This window comes from Sporosarcina cascadiensis (assembly GCF_009650995.1).
In the GTDB taxonomy this organism is placed as follows: domain Bacteria; phylum Bacillota; class Bacilli; order Bacillales_A; family Planococcaceae; genus Sporosarcina; species Sporosarcina cascadiensis.
The window spans coordinates 117,618-134,635 of sequence record NZ_WHVV01000002.1 but is presented as its reverse complement, the minus strand read 5'-3'; the positions used below and the strand labels follow the sequence as shown (position 1 = coordinate 134,635).

22 protein-coding genes are annotated in these 17,018 nt (G+C 46.8%); 6 read left to right on the top strand and 16 right to left on the bottom strand.

Translation table 11 applies throughout. The features are described 5' to 3' along the window. Positions 1-505 precede the first annotated feature (505 nt). The gene (locus GDZ68_RS02980) at positions 506-1,012 is read right to left on the bottom strand and encodes a YwgA family protein (RefSeq protein WP_153720803.1); all 507 of its coding nucleotides are present in this window, start codon (positions 1,010-1,012) and stop codon (positions 506-508) included. Between the two features lie 17 nt (positions 1,013-1,029). Then, positions 1,030-2,322, bottom strand: a complete 1,293-nt coding sequence (locus GDZ68_RS02975) for an HD domain-containing protein (protein WP_153720802.1) — start codon at positions 2,320-2,322, stop codon at positions 1,030-1,032. 292 nt (positions 2,323-2,614) lie between these two features. On the opposite strand from GDZ68_RS02975, the gene GDZ68_RS02970 reads away from it, so the two are divergent. Beyond that, complete coding sequence (locus GDZ68_RS02970) at positions 2,615-3,253, top strand: RsfA family transcriptional regulator (RefSeq protein ID WP_153720801.1); 639 nt, start codon at positions 2,615-2,617, stop codon at positions 3,251-3,253. 16 nt (positions 3,254-3,269) lie between these two features. On the opposite strand, the gene GDZ68_RS02965 is transcribed toward GDZ68_RS02970, so the two are convergent. Continuing rightward, positions 3,270-4,106: a lipoate--protein ligase family protein gene (locus GDZ68_RS02965; RefSeq protein ID WP_228550984.1), complete on the bottom strand. Its 837-nt coding sequence runs from the start codon at positions 4,104-4,106 to the stop codon at positions 3,270-3,272. Between the two features lie 59 nt (positions 4,107-4,165). Beyond that, positions 4,166-5,137 carry a phosphate acetyltransferase gene (pta, locus tag GDZ68_RS02960; protein ID WP_153720799.1) on the bottom strand — a complete coding sequence of 324 codons (972 nt, stop codon included), beginning with the start codon at positions 5,135-5,137 and terminating at the stop codon, positions 4,166-4,168. 217 nt (positions 5,138-5,354) lie between these two features. On the opposite strand from pta, the gene hemQ reads away from it, so the two are divergent. Beyond that, positions 5,355-6,104, top strand: coding sequence for a hydrogen peroxide-dependent heme synthase (hemQ, locus tag GDZ68_RS02955; RefSeq protein WP_153720798.1), 750 nt, complete (start codon positions 5,355-5,357; stop codon positions 6,102-6,104). Between the two features lie 509 nt (positions 6,105-6,613). Further along, positions 6,614-6,958: a spore coat protein GerQ gene (gene gerQ / locus GDZ68_RS02950; protein ID WP_153720797.1), complete on the top strand. Its 345-nt coding sequence runs from the start codon at positions 6,614-6,616 to the stop codon at positions 6,956-6,958. A 49-nt stretch (positions 6,959-7,007) separates the two neighbouring features. Here gerQ and GDZ68_RS02945 read toward each other — a convergent pair whose 3' ends face one another. The 6 genes from GDZ68_RS02945 to GDZ68_RS02925 form a co-directional block, all read right to left on the bottom strand. Further along, the gene (locus GDZ68_RS02945) at positions 7,008-8,048 is read right to left on the bottom strand and encodes a beta-carotene 15,15'-monooxygenase (RefSeq protein ID WP_153720796.1); all 1,041 of its coding nucleotides are present in this window, start codon (positions 8,046-8,048) and stop codon (positions 7,008-7,010) included. 59 nt (positions 8,049-8,107) lie between these two features. Further along, a complete protein-coding gene (locus GDZ68_RS02940) occupies positions 8,108-8,488 on the bottom strand; it encodes a DUF423 domain-containing protein (RefSeq protein WP_153720795.1) in 381 nt (126 codons plus the stop codon). A 91-nt stretch (positions 8,489-8,579) separates the two neighbouring features. Beyond that, positions 8,580-8,828, bottom strand: a complete 249-nt coding sequence (locus tag GDZ68_RS02935; RefSeq protein WP_153720794.1) for a YwdI family protein — start codon at positions 8,826-8,828, stop codon at positions 8,580-8,582. Beyond that, on the bottom strand, positions 8,825-9,001 hold the full coding sequence (locus GDZ68_RS18165) for a uracil-DNA glycosylase (protein ID WP_228550983.1): 177 nt from the start codon (positions 8,999-9,001) through the stop codon (positions 8,825-8,827). The genes GDZ68_RS02935 and GDZ68_RS18165 overlap by 4 nt, the downstream gene beginning before the upstream one ends. A 15-nt stretch (positions 9,002-9,016) precedes the next feature. Then, complete coding sequence (locus GDZ68_RS02930) at positions 9,017-9,709, bottom strand: uracil-DNA glycosylase (RefSeq protein ID WP_153720793.1); 693 nt, start codon at positions 9,707-9,709, stop codon at positions 9,017-9,019. Positions 9,710-9,714: 5 nt separating this feature from the next. Then, on the bottom strand, positions 9,715-10,488 hold the full coding sequence (locus GDZ68_RS02925) for a DUF4230 domain-containing protein (RefSeq protein WP_153720792.1): 774 nt from the start codon (positions 10,486-10,488) through the stop codon (positions 9,715-9,717). 222 nt (positions 10,489-10,710) lie between these two features. On the opposite strand from GDZ68_RS02925, the gene pdxK reads away from it, so the two are divergent. From pdxK to bshB2, 3 genes are all read left to right on the top strand, one after another. Next, positions 10,711-11,544, top strand: coding sequence for a pyridoxine/pyridoxal/pyridoxamine kinase (gene pdxK / locus GDZ68_RS02920; RefSeq protein WP_153720962.1), 834 nt, complete (start codon positions 10,711-10,713; stop codon positions 11,542-11,544). Between the two features lie 171 nt (positions 11,545-11,715). Further along, complete coding sequence (locus GDZ68_RS02915; protein ID WP_153720791.1) at positions 11,716-12,066, top strand: YojF family protein; 351 nt, start codon at positions 11,716-11,718, stop codon at positions 12,064-12,066. A gap of 18 nt (positions 12,067-12,084) precedes the next feature. Beyond that, on the top strand, positions 12,085-12,753 hold the full coding sequence (gene bshB2 / locus GDZ68_RS02910; protein WP_153720790.1) for a bacillithiol biosynthesis deacetylase BshB2: 669 nt from the start codon (positions 12,085-12,087) through the stop codon (positions 12,751-12,753). A 207-nt stretch (positions 12,754-12,960) separates the two neighbouring features. Here bshB2 and GDZ68_RS02905 read toward each other — a convergent pair whose 3' ends face one another. From GDZ68_RS02905 to GDZ68_RS02880, 6 genes are all read right to left on the bottom strand, one after another. Then, positions 12,961-14,055, bottom strand: a complete 1,095-nt coding sequence (locus tag GDZ68_RS02905; RefSeq protein WP_153720789.1) for a hypothetical protein — start codon at positions 14,053-14,055, stop codon at positions 12,961-12,963. A gap of 102 nt (positions 14,056-14,157) precedes the next feature. Further along, the gene (locus tag GDZ68_RS02900; protein ID WP_153720788.1) at positions 14,158-14,424 is read right to left on the bottom strand and encodes a hypothetical protein; all 267 of its coding nucleotides are present in this window, start codon (positions 14,422-14,424) and stop codon (positions 14,158-14,160) included. 42 nt (positions 14,425-14,466) lie between these two features. Next, positions 14,467-14,994, bottom strand: a complete 528-nt coding sequence (locus tag GDZ68_RS02895; RefSeq protein WP_153720787.1) for a hypothetical protein — start codon at positions 14,992-14,994, stop codon at positions 14,467-14,469. Between the two features lie 51 nt (positions 14,995-15,045). After that, positions 15,046-15,618: a hypothetical protein gene (locus GDZ68_RS02890; RefSeq protein WP_153720786.1), complete on the bottom strand. Its 573-nt coding sequence runs from the start codon at positions 15,616-15,618 to the stop codon at positions 15,046-15,048. 113 nt (positions 15,619-15,731) lie between these two features. Further along, positions 15,732-16,352, bottom strand: coding sequence for an anti-sigma factor family protein (locus tag GDZ68_RS02885; protein WP_153720785.1), 621 nt, complete (start codon positions 16,350-16,352; stop codon positions 15,732-15,734). Then, the gene (locus tag GDZ68_RS02880) at positions 16,342-16,851 is read right to left on the bottom strand and encodes an RNA polymerase sigma factor (RefSeq protein ID WP_153720784.1); all 510 of its coding nucleotides are present in this window, start codon (positions 16,849-16,851) and stop codon (positions 16,342-16,344) included. Before GDZ68_RS02880 ends, GDZ68_RS02885 begins: the two co-directional genes overlap by 11 nt. Between the last annotated feature and the right edge of the window lie 167 nt (positions 16,852-17,018).

The following is a 17,018-nucleotide window of genomic DNA, read 5'->3' as shown; positions in this document are numbered from 1 at the left end:
ATACATTCCCCACGTCAGCTTAAGCGCAATTGCGGAGCGGTTATGAGCGCGTAGACCGGTTCAATGATCACGGCAGGATGCGGTATGATCACGCGGCCGAGTTGAATGATCACGTGGCCAGTGTGTATGAGCGGCTGAGGCTGGGCTATGAGCGCTTGAGCAGATACTATGATCATCCACGAAGCTTCTCAGGCAGGCAGCCGCGCTTTTCCAGCACCGAAGCGAGGTTAAACTGCAAACACATACATTCTTCAAACTTCCTGCCAGGCCGAGCAACGGGAGCAACATCAACTAATTCCACACCCTGCGAAAAAGCAGCATAACATACATTCCCCACGCCAGCGTAGGCTCATAGCGTAAGGCAATCCCCCAGCGCCGAAGCGGGTTCAAACTGCAAACACACACTTCGCTCAAAACACCAGCAAAGTCGAGCAACCGGAACCAATCACAACCAACCATAACCAAAAGGATTCTCAGCAAAGAGAATCCTTTTTCATTTGCGTATTCAGCTGGCGGAACAGGTTTGGAGTTCTTCTATGAAAGCGAAGGCCTGGTCCATTTCCTGGTCCGTGAAATTCAGTTTATTTTTTACGATGCGCACCTTGGCAACTTGCTCTTCTTTGTCCAGCTGATCGAAAAACAGCAGTGTAGACACCAGCTCCAGAAAACGTGAAGACTTTTCATTCAGACGGCCGATACAGTCCGGCAGCTGCGTTTTTGGTTCATCCGCTGTGCCGAGAAACTTTGAACCTTCATTTGTCACCTGATAGCAATATTGCTTGTACGATCCCTTGTCCTCAAAACGTTCCGCAAGAAAGCCCATTTCGCATAATTCCTCTACCCGCAGCGTCAGTTCCTCCGAATACGGCCCGTACATATGAAGCTCGTACTTTTCAGCAAACGGGAAATCCATCTTCTTCAATATATAAATCATCTTCTGCATTTTCTTGCGGCCATTTACCTCATTCGCCAACGACACAAACTGAACGATTTTTGCGTGCTCTTGCAGCAATTCGCGCAACCCCTCTCTTATCTTCGTAACACTTCTAAAATCTTCTCATGCAGTAAGTTCGATCCGTCCATCAAAATATCTTCCGGATAATAAATTTTATGATCTGTACGACGTTTGCCGGAAATGGCTTCCACCACGTCAGACATTCTGGACAATTCGCGCAGATCGCCGTTTTTCATTTGCAGATAAATCGGCACGCGTTCATTTTCTTCGCCCGGACGGTAAAAGTCATACGGCAGGTCGGATGAAGAATCAGTCACCAGATAATATTCCGGATCCAGCCCCGCCTGCTCGAACAGTTTCATCAGCTCGCCGATTTTCATGTACTGTGAAGCGGGATCAAACTCTGCATACTGGAACAGGCGCCGATTGACGAAACGGTCGCATAAGTCAGCCAGGATCGAGTCTTCCTCTTCCATCCACAGCTGAAAATACGTTAGAAGAACACCTTCATCGAGTGCTATGTATTGTTTTAATCCGAACTCTTTCTTGAAGAACGAAATGAAATGGGCAGGCTCTTGTTTAAATGCATACCCTGTTTCGAATAAATATCTCGCCCGGTGAAGAATTTTGATCAGAATGACTTCCGCACTCCGCGACACCGGATGAAAATACACTTGCCAGTACATTTGATAGCGGCTCATGATGTAGTGCTCGACCGCATGCATGCCGCTTTCCTTAATGACGACTTGCTCCTCCGTCGGCCGCATGACGCGCAAGATGCGTTCCATGTCGAAATGACCGTAGGAAACGCCTGTGTAATATGCGTCGCGCTGCAGATAATCCATCCTATCCGCATCGATCTGGCTGGAGATCAGGCCGACGACCAGTTTATCAGGATAAGTTTTATCAATAACATCCGCTACTTTTTGCGGAAATTCCGGTGACACACGGCTCAATACTTCATTGACCTCCGTCTGTCCCAATAAAATCTGCTGGGTGAATTGCTCATGATCCAAATTGAATACCTTTTCGAAAGCGTGGGAAAACGGTCCGTGACCGAGATCATGCAGCAGTGCCGCACAAAGTACGACGAGCCGTTGGTCTTCATTCCACTCTTCGCGTCCGCTGAAGCCGTCGTCAATAATCCGGCGTACGATTTCATAGACCCCCAGGGAATGCTGAAATCGGCTGTGCTCGGCGCCGTGGAATACCAGATAGGTTGTCCCGAGCTGGCGGATTCTGCGCAGGCGCTGGAATTCACGCGTGTTGACCAAGTCCCAAATGACACGGTCTCGCACATGGATATAGCGGTGCACCGGATCTTTGAACACTTTTTCCTCAGGCATTTTTTCATTTGCATACGGCATGTCGTCACCTCATCCTTCATTCTATCCAGTATAGCAAAATTCGACGCAAGACAACATAGACTCAATGGTGTATTTTGAGTTTCGAAAGTTTGGTTTAGAAAAGCTGGGAAGAATGCCCACCGGCCGTATGGGGAACCAGATGCCGAAAAACACAGCAAGCCTCCCAATGTACAACACCTGATTACCATGCTTCTCCTGAACTTTTAATAGAATTTTCCAAGTCTCTGAATAAATGTTTCATTGGCTGGCCATAATGGCAGTAGAAAGAGAGTACAAGACAGGAGGCATGGAGATGGTGAAAGTTAGACAGGATGCATGGTTGGAGCAAGATGATGAGTTGTTGGCAGAGACGGTGCTGAGGCATGTGAGAGAAGGAAGTACGCAGCTGAGTGCGTTTGAGGAAGTAGGAGACGCACTGAACAGAACGGCAGCAGCATGCGGATTCAGATGGAATGCGGTAGTTCGCAGAGAATACGAGGGTGAACTGTCAGAAGCGAAGAAAGAGAGAAAGCAGACACTGCGTGTGTTAGGCACCGATTTTAAAAGACGCAATCAGCAGATGTACAGCGCAGAGCCGGGAGCAGACGGCCAGGAGAAAATCCAGGTTCCGCTATCCGCACTGTCGCTTGATACAGTCATTGCCTATCTAATCCGCATGCATCATAACGGCGGTGCCGACACAGATGCACTGCGCTGGAAACAGACAGCGAAAACGGCGGCGGAACAGCTGAAATCGATGGAAGACGAACTGGAAAAGCTAAAAAAAGAAAACCGCACATTGAAAGAAGATTATGAGCAATTCGTTCAGATCATGAACCGCGCACGCAGACTGATCGCACTCAACGAAGAGAGCGAACACGTCGCACCGCTTTTCACAATGGAACCTAACGGAAATTTAGTATCATCAAAAGAGCCGCCAATCAGTCATTGATTGGCAGCTCTTTTTCTTATGACAGCATTTTCTGATTGCGGTCAAAGACACGCTGCAAATAAAAACCATACAGATCCAGTTCTTCATCAGTCAGCCCGCCGTGCCTGATATCTTCAGTCAGTGAACGCAGCAATAACTGCAGGCGGATCACGACTTCATTGACAGTCAGCTGAGTATTAAGAATCTCCGATAAAGAAGCCATGACTTCCGGCCGGATTTCCGGATACGCGAACTTCGTCTCTGCTCCCTGCAAGCCCGTCTCGTACACATCACGAATGAAAGCCGCCCGCTCAGAGCCGCTGCCTTCCACGCAAAGATAGACTTGCACTGCCACGCCTGAGCGGAGGCGGCGCTGTGAAATACCAGCAAACTTCTTGCCGTCCACACTCAGGTCATAGGAACCCGGGCAGTAGGAGCCCGCGATTTCATAGGCTTCGATGCGCTCACCGAGTTCCGGAAACAGTAGTCTGACGAACGCAAGCATTGCATCATAGCCTACCGGAATATCGATGGAAGACTTCTGTTCAGAGAAAATCAGCGAGATATTCAGTACACCTTCGTCCAGAACAACTGCGAGACCGCCGGAATTGCGGACGATGGATTGAAAACCACGCTGTTCAATCAGTTCAATCGCCTGTTGAATAAACGGCATGCGATGATCCTGGATACCGAGGACGATTGTTTTGTCATGCACCCACGTTCTCACAACCGGCACACTTTTTTGCTGCCCGACTAATTGACAGAGCGCATCATCCATCGCAAACGATTCCAGTGCAGATCGATTCCGCGCGGTGATGGATTCATCAATAAAACGCCAGGACGGCTGATTCAATAATTTTTTATGCTGTGACATGTCCAGCTCTCCCATTGCTGTTTCTCTAGTATGTATGCAGACGCTTCACAATGTGCGGTTTACAGGCTTTGTGCTGCTGTAATTAATGAAAGTTTATAGACATCTTCAGCGGAACAGCCGCGTGACAGATCATTCACCGGACCATTTAACCCTTGCAGAATCGGTCCGATCGCTTCGTAGCCGCCCAGACGTTCCGTTAATTTGTAGCCGATATTCCCTGCATCGAGCGTTGGGAAAATGAATACATTCGCATCCCCTTTAATAACGGAATCGGGGGCTTTTTTCGCTGCAACAGACGGAATATACGCTGCGTCAAACTGGAATTCTCCGTCAATCAGCAACTCAGGCGCCATTTCCTTGGCGATGCTTGCAGCTTCCACCACTTTTTCCGTCTCTTCCGTTACAGCAGAGCCCTTTGTCGAGAATGAAAGCATCGCGACGCGCGGATCGATTCCGAACGCTTTTGCTGTTTTCGTACTTTCCACTGCGATTTCCGCCAGTTCTTTTGCGGAGGGGTTGACTGTAATTGCACAATCTGCGAAAATCAACCGCTCTTCTTCTTTCATCATAATAAAAGCGCCGCTTGTCTTTGAAATACCAGGCTTTGTTTTAATAATCTGCAGAGCAGGCCTTACAGTATCTGCCGTAGAATGCGCAGCACCGCTCACTAAGCCGTCTGCACGTCCTGTATAGAGTAACATAGTTCCGAAATAGTTGACATCCTTCAACTGCTCGCGCGCCTGTTCAATTGTTGCCTTTCCCGCACGGCGTTCGGTAAACTTTTCCGCCAGTTCTTCACAATAGGAAGCGTTTGCAGGATCAATCAGCTCAATCTCACTGATATCAAAACTGCCTTCTGCCGCCGCTTTCCTGACCGCTTCTTCATTGCCAAGCAAAACAGGCGTTACAATACCTTCCTGCTGCAAATGAACTGCCGCTTCCAAAATCCGTGCATCTTCTCCTTCTGGCAATACAATTGTTTTGCCCTTCCCTTCCAGTTGCGCTCTGATTCCATCAAAAAGATCTGCCATATCCAAGTCCCACCTTCTGTTATATTTTCCTATTCATCATACCTGAAATTACTATACAATTCACTATGAGTTTCGAACTTTTCAGACATTTCCTTCCTATAGGCACAATTTCGTCAAACATCATCTATATGCACCCCCTATATCGTTATCGTCTGCAGAACGTTTATGATACACTTGAAAAAGAACATATTTTGAATTAAAAGGAGACTGAATTACAGTGAACGAAGCAGCGATTACATTAGATGGTTGGTACGTACTTCATGATTTCCGAACAATGGACTGGGCTTCTTGGAAATTAATTTCTAAAGAAGAGCGTCAAGCAGCAGTCAATGAATTCCTAGGCTATCTGGAACGCCTTCAGCAAGCAGATGAAGCGAAGACAGGCAGTCATGCATTTTATACAGTGATTGGTCAGAAAGCCGATTTCATGCTGATGACTCTGCGTCCGACAATGGATGAGCTACAGCAGCTCGAAGCAGAATTCAATAAACTGACGATCGCAGACTACACGATTCCGGCATACTCTTACGTGTCCGTTGTGGAATTGTCCAATTACCTGGCAGGCGAATCTGACGAAGACCCGTATCAGAATCCATACGTCCGCGGGCGCCTGTATCCAGAATTGCCCCGCAGCCAATACGTCTGTTTCTATCCAATGGACAAAAAACGCGAAGGCAATGACAACTGGTATATGCTCGACATGGATAACCGAAAGAGCCTGATGCGCAGCCACGGCATGATCGGACGCGGTTATGCAGGCAAAGTGAAGCAGATCATTTCCGGATCTGTTGGTTTTGATGATTACGAGTGGGGCGTCACACTGTTTTCAGACGACGTACTGCAATTCAAGAAGCTCGTTTATGAAATGCGATTTGATGAAGTGAGCGCGCGTTACGGCGTATTCGGCTCATTCTTCATCGGTACGATTTTGGAAGACGATAAACGTGCAGCATTCTTCGAAGTATAAGAAATTCCCGGCCGCGAATTCATTTCGCGGCTTTTTTGCGTTCATTCGTCGGATGGGCCGCGTCTGGCGCGCGAAAGTCCTCGCTGACCGCGCGAAAAAGGCCGTGCAACGAACCAAACATGCATCCGACCGCGCGTAAATACAATTGCAACGCGCCAAAGCCGGCTCCCCGCGAACCAATCGACCCGTCTGCCGCACCATTCGGGATTTTATCCGGCCGTGTGATCATAGACTATCTGCAAGCGATCATGGCATCACCGCAGGCGCTCATACCCGACTCGCGAGTGATCATACAGCCCGTCCAGCTGATCATAGCGGGCCGCCGAATGATCATGAACCTCCCGCATTCGCTCATACCCCTTAAAAAACTACCTGTCATACTACTGCCTGTCCATACATAGAATAGGGGCAAGGGGGTTTTGCTTTGGCTGTTTTGGCAGTAACTGTACTATTGCTTCTATTCCCCGACCGAACAAGACTGCACACTTATCTAATGAAAGGATGTTGAAATGGTTCAATATTATTATCCAGGCTACGGCCAGCAGCAAATGGTACCGCCGCAAGTATCAGTCCCGGGAGGTAATCCCAACACGCCTCCATTCAGGGAGCAATCGTACATCGAGAATATTTTACGGCTGAACAGAGGGAAGCCCGGAGTTTTTCATTTTTCATTCGAGCATGCGGTGGAGGCCGGCAAAAACACGAAAGAAGTTGCGGGAATGGTCGAAGCCGCGGGGCGCGATCATGTAATTCTCAGCGAAGCGAATACGGGACGGCGCTATCTCTTCCCGATGATCTACTTCGATTATGCGGAGTTTGATGAGGAATTAAATTACTTCGATCAGACGCCGTAATAGCTAAAAAACGGGCTCCTAGGTTTTCCCAGGAAGCCCGTTTCATTGTTTATAAAGCGTCCATCACCGTTCGGAAACGCGGCAGATCGTCTACACGGATCGCAGCTGCACGGTAACTCTTCTCGCGTCCCAGGAACAGCACAGCCGGAAGCGGACGGTTGAAATGAATAACAGCCTGCGGAAATGCCTCCTCAAAATCCCTCGCAATGAAATCGATCACTTCTTTATTTTTCAGATTGCAGGAAGCGGCGCTGTCTCCCCAGTCAATTCGCTGAATCGCGTCAAACGGGATTTCCATTCGTTTCCCCAGTCCCAATGAAATTTGAAGACGGTCACTCTTAACTTGCAGTGGATTGAGACGCACAACTTGAATATCCGCCATGAAATATAGAACTGAGTAAATATTCAGCAATAACAGCACAAGCGATAAGATCATCGACTTATCATGGAGCCACCAATGAATACCAATCGTTTCGATGGCAATCGCGTGAATGAGCATCATATAAAACGCGATAAAGCTCGTATTGCGGTGCATCGTGAAACTTTCAGCTTTCTCAGGCGGCTTCTGTTTCCAAGTTGCAAACGCATAGTAGAACATCAGAAACTCAGCGGCCAATATACGGATGATTGGATGATCCGAGACTTTTTCCTTCACTAGGGCCGGAAAAACAAAAAGCCTGCTCGTTTCAGAGGATTTCATTTGGCGAAGGATCGACGGCAAATGTTTGATCAGCAAGATGATCAGCCATACTTCTGCCAGTATGATGAACAGTTCGATGCCTAATGCGGCATATGGAATGAACGCAAACGGCTGGAAGTAAGCTGCGGGCACGATGAAGCGCGAGGCGAACAGCCCGAGCACAACCCACGTAATGAGCCGTTTGAACGTGAAGCCTTTGCGGCGCGTGATCGCCAGTATCAATAGCGGCGCTACAATGGCCAGGTCAATGATCGAACCCAGCACGACTCCTTTCGCTTCCGCCGGGCCGGGAATGACAGGCAGGCGGTAAATGAGGAAGTTGCTGACGAGTACGAACAGCAGCAGTACTGTAAAGAAAGTATTTCGTTTACTGGAAAACACCAAGCCCATGATGCACTTCCTTTCAAAAGTAAGTTATGAAAAAAGACAAAGGTTACAAAACCTTTGTCTCAATTTCCATGCTTCACAACAGCCACAATCAGCATAATCCAGCCCGCGATGAACGCCACGCCCCCGATTGGTGTAATGGCTCCCAGTATTCCGATGCCCGACAAGCTGAGCACATACAGACTTCCGGAGAAAATAATAACACCTGCAAGCAGCAAGTATCCTGACCATGACAATGCAGCGGAAGGACCAAGCAACGCACTGCTCATTAATATACCGACAGTAATCAAACCGACCGCATGAAACATTTGGTACTGAACCGCTGTTTCCCAGATGGCCAGATAATGCTCAGACAGACGATCCTTCAGCGCATGTGCTCCAAATGCACCGAACGCCACTGCGATTGCTGCGTTAATCGCTCCTGCTATAATAAAAAACGGCATGAATATTCCTTCTTTCTAACGTACATACGGTTTTAGTTTACCATATTCCTGTCACCTGAATAAAAGACTTTTCGAACGGTTTGTGGCAATGCTAAAAATCGAACAGTGACTCGCCGTTTGCATCCGCTTCCTGCAACGGCTGTTCATTCAGCGATGCGACCGGCTGCTGGATAGTCTGCGGTGCTGACGGCATAATTGCCGCAGGTGAGTCACTCAGCATGACATTGCACAGCGCACGCACTGCAGATACCGCTTCTCTTTTCACCTGTTCACTCTGCGCTTGTTTCGCCAAGGCGATTTGCCGCTCTATTTCCTTCAATAATTGATCGGATGAAATCATCGTATTCCCGTCCCCTTCTTTGATTCGAACTTCAAGCATTCCATTCCGGATGAACGCTTGACCACGATGGATGGCATCATTTTGGTTTTAAATCCATAAGCCTTGCAGCCACGGGGATTTTTGGGATCCCATGTCGTGTAAAAATGTATGCATTCGAAGCAGTTGACCGCCATTGTCCCACTCCCTTTCTAGCCGCGCAGCTGTTCTGCCGACGTTTTTGCCCAATCTACCGGTTCCTCGCCCCATCCGCGCAAAAAATCATTCGTCTTAGAAAAAGGCCGGCTGCCGAAAAAACCGCGGGCCGCGCTGAACGGGCTCGGATGCACTGATTCAATAATCGCATGCCTTCTCCGGTTAATCAAAGCCGTCTTCTCTTGGGCATGGCGGCCCCAAAGAATAAAGACGATCGGCTCCCTGCGCAAAGACAGTTTCCGGATCACTTCGTCCGTAAAGAGTTCCCAGCCCTGCCCTCTGTGTGAAGCGGCTGAACCTTCGCGCACAGTGAGGACCGTATTCAATAATAATACACCTTGTTCGGCCCAGCCTGTCAACGTGCCGCTCGCAGGTATCGGAACATCCAAATCCGAAGAGAGTTCCTTAAAAATGTTGCGCAGACTTGGAGGAATCTTGACGCCGGGCTTCACGGAAAAACTCATTCCCTGCGCCTGATCCGGTCCATGATAAGGATCCTGCCCCAGAATAACCACTTTCACCTCATGATACGGCGTTAATTCGAAAGCAGTCCACATATCCTGCATTTGCGGATAAATTACGTGTGTTGCATACTCCGACTGCAAAAACTTCCGCAGTGTCTGATAGTACGGCTTATCAAATTCGTCACTCAGTACAGTATCCCAATCATTGTGAAACACCGGCTTCATATGCATCACTCCTTGAATTCGACCTCCAGCTCATAACCTGCAAATGAAAACATTTCCTTCAATGTCTTCTCCGCATTGCGCTCGGCCGTTTGCAGTACGTCTTGTTCAGACGCCTCTTCCAAAATTAAATTCTTTGCTTCATTGGCAAGTTCGTATCCTTCTTCTATATCCGCTTTCGTGCGAAATAATCCTTCTACCGAATAAACTTCCACTTGATCGAAGTAAATTTCCGCACCTCCAAGGAATTCCGCCGGCGGCACACTCAGGTGGACTGTCTTTTCTGTATCGTCAATTGTCAGATCACTTTCCGTAATATTGCTCAAGTCAATCCCTGCTTTGACGGAGCCCGGGATGACGACCAGGAGATTACGTTTCGTGCCCGGCAGATTGACGCCGATGCTCTGCCCGAATAACTCGTTGTCGGTGCGTTCGACGAGAACTTTGGTATACGCTTCAGCCGTCGTCAATTCCTGAAGCTCCTGGACATGCTCGACAAATGCGCCTTTTTGTTCCGTGAAAGTAGAGCCCATCTTAATGAGATAAAATCCGGCAACAGGAAGAATAATGATGGCTGCTGCAAGCATCAGAATAAGGAGAATATACGTTTTTCTCCAGGAAGACCATAAAGTATAGCCCAGCCGCAAAAATCCCATTTTGCGCTTGCGTTTCTTTTTCGCCTTTGGTCCCGGAGTGATCATTTCCTCGGCGGTGACAGACGCCTCGTCCTCCGCCCGTCCGATTTCATGCTTTTGCGATTCAGACGGATCATGCCTGCTCATGATTCACGACCTTTCTATATGGATCATTCGATAAAATACATCATATATCTCTATCTATCTGTACGTTCTGCAAGGTAATAAGTTTCATTTTCTCACAGTGTCAAATAATGCAACTTAATAGAAGATACTAGACCTATAGTATATACGAAATAATTGTGTTCAGGCGGATTGTTGTTTACTATTAGATACAAGAAAATCTGCAAATAAAGGGGACGTTTAATGATGGGTTTAAAGAAGACTTTGACGATTGCGGGTTCTGATACTTCAGGGGGCGCCGGAATTCAGGCGGATTTGAAAACGTTTCAGGAGCACGGGACATACGGCATGACTGCACTGACAGTAGTTGTGACAATGGATCCTGATAATAACTGGGCGCATAATGTCTATTCACTGCCTATTGATGTCGTAAAAGCACAGCTGAAGACGGCGCTGTCGACGGGAATCGATGCCATCAAAACAGGAATGCTGAGCACGGAAGAAATCATTCGCACTGCCGGGCAGGCGATTGATGAATCGGGCCTGGATCACGTGGTTATTGATCCCGTCATGGTCTGTAAAGGCGAAGATGAAGTACTGAATCCCGGAAATACCGACGCGATGATCGAATACTTGCTGCCTAAAGCTGAAATTGTCACGCCAAATTTATTCGAAGCGGGACAATTGGCGCGAATGAAAACGCCGAAGACGATTGAAGAGATGAAACAGGCTGCTGAGAAAATTCATCAGCTCGGCGCACGCAATGTGGTGATCAAAGGCGGCAAGCAGCTGGAACACGATAAAGCGGTCGACCTGTTTTATGACGGGAGAAGCTTTACTTTATTGGAAGCTGATAAAGCAGATACACATTATAATCACGGTGCCGGCTGTACGTTTGCGGCCTCTATTACAGCAAATTTGGCAAACGGCATGACGATTAAAGACGCAGTCATCGAAGCGAAGCAATTCGTGACGGCCGCCATCACACACGGCTGGAAGCTCAATGAATATGTCGGGCCTGTCATGCACGGCGCGAAAAACCAGTTCGAGACGCCGCATATTACGCTGCACGAAGTCTGACGAGCCACTCTGCTGCCGGGTCTGTCCCGGCTTTTTGTGAGCCGTCTAATCGCAATCAAAGCGCGCTTTCGTTATACTGAGATTATATGGATTGCAGACAAATCATTGCACTGCACACGGCAGTCATTTGTCTGCTGTCCGTGAATCAACGCACTACATAGGAGGATACGTATGCAAACTGTTGACGTAAATCATTTACAGGAGTTACTGGACTCCTTTGCCAATAAAGATGTATATATTCATTTGGAAACGACGAATGGATCATATGCCGCTCACTTTCAGGAAGGCTTTTTCAACGCCGGCGCGTTCATTCGAAATATTGTCATCCGCTATGAACTCGGAAAAGTAGCAGGCGACTCCCCTCACCGTATCGGGCTGAAACTGCCGAGCGGCTGGATTTATGCGCAGGGTATCACGCATTATGAGCTGGACGAGCACGACCGCTTGTTAATGGCAGGTCTCGGGCCTGACGGAAAGCTTGCAGTGGCGTTTGAAATCAGCGAAACGCCATTTGCTTATTAAGAAGGGAGATTTTTTATCATGCAAAATGAAAGACATGTATTAGTCGTTTTCCCTCATCCCGATGATGAAACTTTCGGGCTTGCCGGAACGATTGCTAAGTATATCGAAATGGGAGTTCCCGTGACGTACGCCTGCCTGACTCTCGGTGAAATGGGCCGGAATTTAGGCAATCCGCCATTCGCCAACCGCGAAACACTGCCGCAGATCCGAAAGCAGGAGCTGTTGGATGCATGCGCCGCAATGGGACTGACCGATCTGCGGATGATGGGGCTGCGCGATAAAACGGTTGAATTCGAAGACCCGGAAAAGCTGGTGCAGATGATGACCGATCTGATTGAGGAATTAAACCCTTCATTAGTCATCACCTTCCATCCGACGCTGGCTGTGCATCCCGACCATAATGCGACAGGTGCGGCAATGGTCGAAGCGGTACGGAGAATTCCGGAAGACAAACGTCCGGTATTGCACGTGAAGGCGTTCGCGAATGAGACGGTGGAAATAATCGGCAAGCCGGATGTTGCGTTCGATGTGAGCGACGTGGCGGATAAGAAAATTGCTGCATTGCGGGCACATGCTTCCCAGACGGTCTGGATGCTGCCCGATATGGAAAAGCGCTGGGCCGAGAAGGATCCGGAAGCACTGAGCTGGCTCCACAATGAAGAATCTTATACTTATAAATTCGACTAAAAACCGCAGAGTGTCTGCGGTTTTTTTATTGGCCGGATGTAATTGGTGCGGTTGGAAGCCGGTTTGGTTCGGTGAAAGGGCGGTTTGGCTCGGTTGGAAGCCGGATTGGTGCGCTGCCGCTGACGTATGGTGCGTTGCCGGGCAGCTTTGGCTCGCTTCCGGCCTTCTTTCGTGCGCTGATGCGCATTATTGGTGCGTTTCCATTCTTTAATTCCCGTCCATCGCTTTGATCAGCGCGTACAGCGTCTGCAGTTTCTTTTCGAATACTTCGACATTCAACGAGCGGTCCATTTGCACGCGGGCAGCATTCTGGGCTTTCATGGCGGTCTGCATATAGCCGGATGCATCTGCGATTGCTTCTGCATAGCGGCGGCTGATGTCCTCAATCAATTTCTCCGCCTGCTGATCTTCTGCACAGAAGGGCACGAGATCCACCAGCTCATCACGTGGGCTCTCCGGATCATAGGCATGCGGTTTCGTCGAATCAAATAAACAAACGGAAAGCTCAGGGAACAGTACGAGATCAATGCTGGAAGGATCAAGTCCGCACCAGCCGTACAGTACATCGATGCCCCGATTCGCCGCCTCTTCACCGAGCGCGCGCATCATCGTCGACTTACCGGTTCCTGCTAATCCTTTAATCAGCAGCCGCCTGCGCATTCGTTTCGTGATAGACGGAATGAAATCATGCGCTTTGCCGGCAGACAGGGAACCGATAATCCGGTGGGAAATGTCCGCGGTTTTTGCCAATTCAATCGTCCCAAAAATCCCCTCTTTCAATTGTTCTGTCAAAGCGGTATGCCGATCCCAGTCCATCCGCTGAATATTGACCGCTTCCCACTCGTCATGAATTTCTTTGGCATTTTCCAGGGCGGCCAGAGATTTTCCGAAACTGTACTTTTCCTGCTTCAGCAAATCGCCCACTTCTTCATGCTGCTGGTATAAATGTTCCTGATGATAGACATCGTAGAAACAAAACACCTTATGCCGTCCCCCTAAATCCGTCGGTTCGAATGAAATCGGGTGCGAAGCCTGCAAGATAAACAGCTTCAGTTCATTGACGTAAATCGCATCGGTTTTATCCGTATGCCCGGGATTCATGAAGCGGTCGACAGGATGCCCCCTTTTCACGAAGTACACCGCCAGATCATTCAGCACCTGCGACAGCGAATGTGTAGGCAGACATTTAAGGAATATCGTCTTCCGTGATTCCTCCAGCAGCTCCTCATATTTATGCATGACCCCTTTGCCTGTATAAGCCGTTCCCATGTATTCAGTAATATGACCGTATATGCCAACCATCCTTTCTTTCGTCTTTTCATTCTATGTACAGGCAAATAAAAAAAGCACCGCTGATCCGTACAGGAATAAGCGGTGTAAATTCGTAATCATTAGCATGCAAGGTCAGTGTCTTGATTGGGAATATTTCAGGAGCACTATATATAATACGGCCGTCACCACAGCGGCAGCCGCGTAATAGTACCAGATACCGAAAAGCAGCAGCTTGGTCATGATTATGCTGACGAGTACCGAAACAACCATGCCTGCTATACATCTAATTCTTCCAGAAGTGACGAGTTTCCCGCTGAATTCATGAAATAGATATCCGATGACTGTGCTGATTACAATAATAAACACAAACACAGCGACAAGCGTGAAATAGATCAACATAGCAGACTCCTTATGAAAATAATTTTACTGAAGTATTTCATTCTACTGCGGCTTATAAAAGTTCGGCAGTCCCATATCATACAGCAGCTGTTGAAAATCATCATACATCAATCGATTTCCTATATCTGCGCTGTTTAGAACTTCTTCTCTTAACCGCTGGAACAATTCATGTTCAGGAAATAGCAGATCAAATGACTCTCTATTATCTAATTCTATCAATAAATGAATGATCATTGTATATAATCCCGGGTATTCTGACTCTATACCCTCCCGATTTTTTAAGAAAGACTCAATATAATCAGGTAAGTAATAGTAAGCGTCCGGGTCAAACAACGGATCTTTTCGTAATTCTTCAACCGGCTTAAAAATAAAAGCAGACAATGCATACCAGTTTCCAAGACCTGACGCAAAAACCAGAAGCGAATATTTTCTCACCTCTGCATCTGAACTCGAAAAATAATTAAAATAATACTCAAAGTTCCGGCTTTCCCATTCCTTAGAAGTAATAAACGCACCATATTCCAGACCTTCTATGATTCTTTTAGCTTTTTGAACAGTGGTTGCTGACATGACTGACCCTCCCTTTTATCATTTAGTTTGAGTTTTTCATCAGTATACAGCCTATTCTTCCCCGTCTACAATAAACTCAATCTGCGCTTCTATCAGGTATTCCTTTTCAACATCGCCCGCCGTGTCAAAGCTTGCATATCCGTCCACAATATAATGACCGCTTGGATAGTCTTCTTTCATAACCTTTTTCATAAATTCTTTATACTCTTCCGGGTCGTGTTCCGAGTAGCTTCCTCCCCCACGGGTTTCTTGGCGCAGCGGCTCACCTTTTTTCAAAACGGTACGCTCCTCTGCCATAGTAACTCCGTATTCAATTTCATAATTCCGTGTAGTTTCTGTCATAGGAAATAAAAACGGTGAACTGCCGTGTCTGATTTCCATTTCATTTTCGGGACCTATATATTCCAGCTCCGCGTAAATTTTCACATCTTCCCCTTCGCCGTAGTGATCTTTCTCCGAAACAAGGCGATAAATGAAATCACCTTCCATAACTTCAGCCGTTGTTTTTAGTTCATTCGGCTCCGGCAATCGCTCTTCATCCTTCACTTGCTCCGTTTTCTGACAGCCGAACAGAGCAAGGGAACTGAGTGTGAGTAATAAAAAAATGATCAGTATTTTCTTCATTTGTTCTTCCCCCTTTTATAAGTTAGACTTTATGTTTGGGGAAAAGTTACAATTTCCTGATGATAACAGAGGAATTCTAAGCCTTGATTCTGGAATGTCCAAGTATTCCATGCTCATACCGCATTAATACTATAGCGCCCTTCAGGTGCTTTTATTTCAAAATAATATTTCTGATTTTTCTTTAGTTTTTCCAAATCAGCAATTTTACCGGGCGAAATAAGAAACTCATCAATAATGATATTTCCTTGTTCGTCCTTTACTCTGAGCAATACATTACTCTCATTATTTGCATCATTAACGACCTTCTTTTCCCAAAAGATGCTGTCATATTCTATAAAATCTTGTTGGTCAATCGAATTATGAGAGAAACTTATACTCTGCCATTCTTCACTGTTGTCAGTTATATTCACTATTCCGCTGACCATGGGCGAAAAGTATTGATTAACAACCCCTACATGTTGAAAGACTTGATAACCAATTATCATAATGAAAAATGTCAACAGCGAAGCAGCAATAACTTGTACCCGCCGCTTTTTATTAATTCGCTTGAAAGGTTCTTTCGCTTCTTCAACATTTGTCTCGGCAATATACTGCATCGGCTGCCGCATTATTTGTAAAGTTTGATTGCATTGTGTGCAGCTCTCAATATGGGTTTCTACTTCAGAAGCAGTATCATCACTGCAAATACCATCAATATAAGAAGGTAATAAATCCTGTATAATATTACATTTCATTCTTATCCAACCTTTCTGCTAAAGTGCATTTTGCACGATAGTATGTAACCCTTGCCCAATTTTCATTTTTTTCAAAGATCATCCCGATTTCCTTGAAACTCAACTCCAGTTTTGTGCGAAGTAAGAATATTTCCCGTTGAGGTTCTTTTAATCTTTGAATTTCCTCCTGAACTTTCTGCTGCGTATCTTGCTTTATCACCGCGATGTCCGGCAGGTCTTCATTAGATGGAAGTTCTATACCCGTTTGAGCCAGGTGTTCAAGACTGGAATAGTTTCTATACTTCTCCCGTTTTAAGTGATCGTAGTAAGAATGCTTCGCAATCTGGCATAACCAGACCGACATTTTGCATTCGCCATCGTAGCGTTCAATCGATTTTACAGCTTGATAAAATGTTTCCTGTGTCAATTCTTCTGCTAAATCTGCATGTGAGGTCAAACAAAGAAGAAATAACTTTATTTCATTTGCATAGGAAGTATAGACTTCACTTAAATCCTCCAATTCCCTCCTCCTTCCTTATTGTGAAACCGGCACACCTATATATAGATTGAAAAACCTATTCGTTACAAGTTAAATGAAATAATTTCGCGAGAATAAATTCGACTTTTCAGCAAATAAAGCCAATTCCTTAGTTTCTCCTTCCACTTTTGTGTTAAAATGGTATTGTA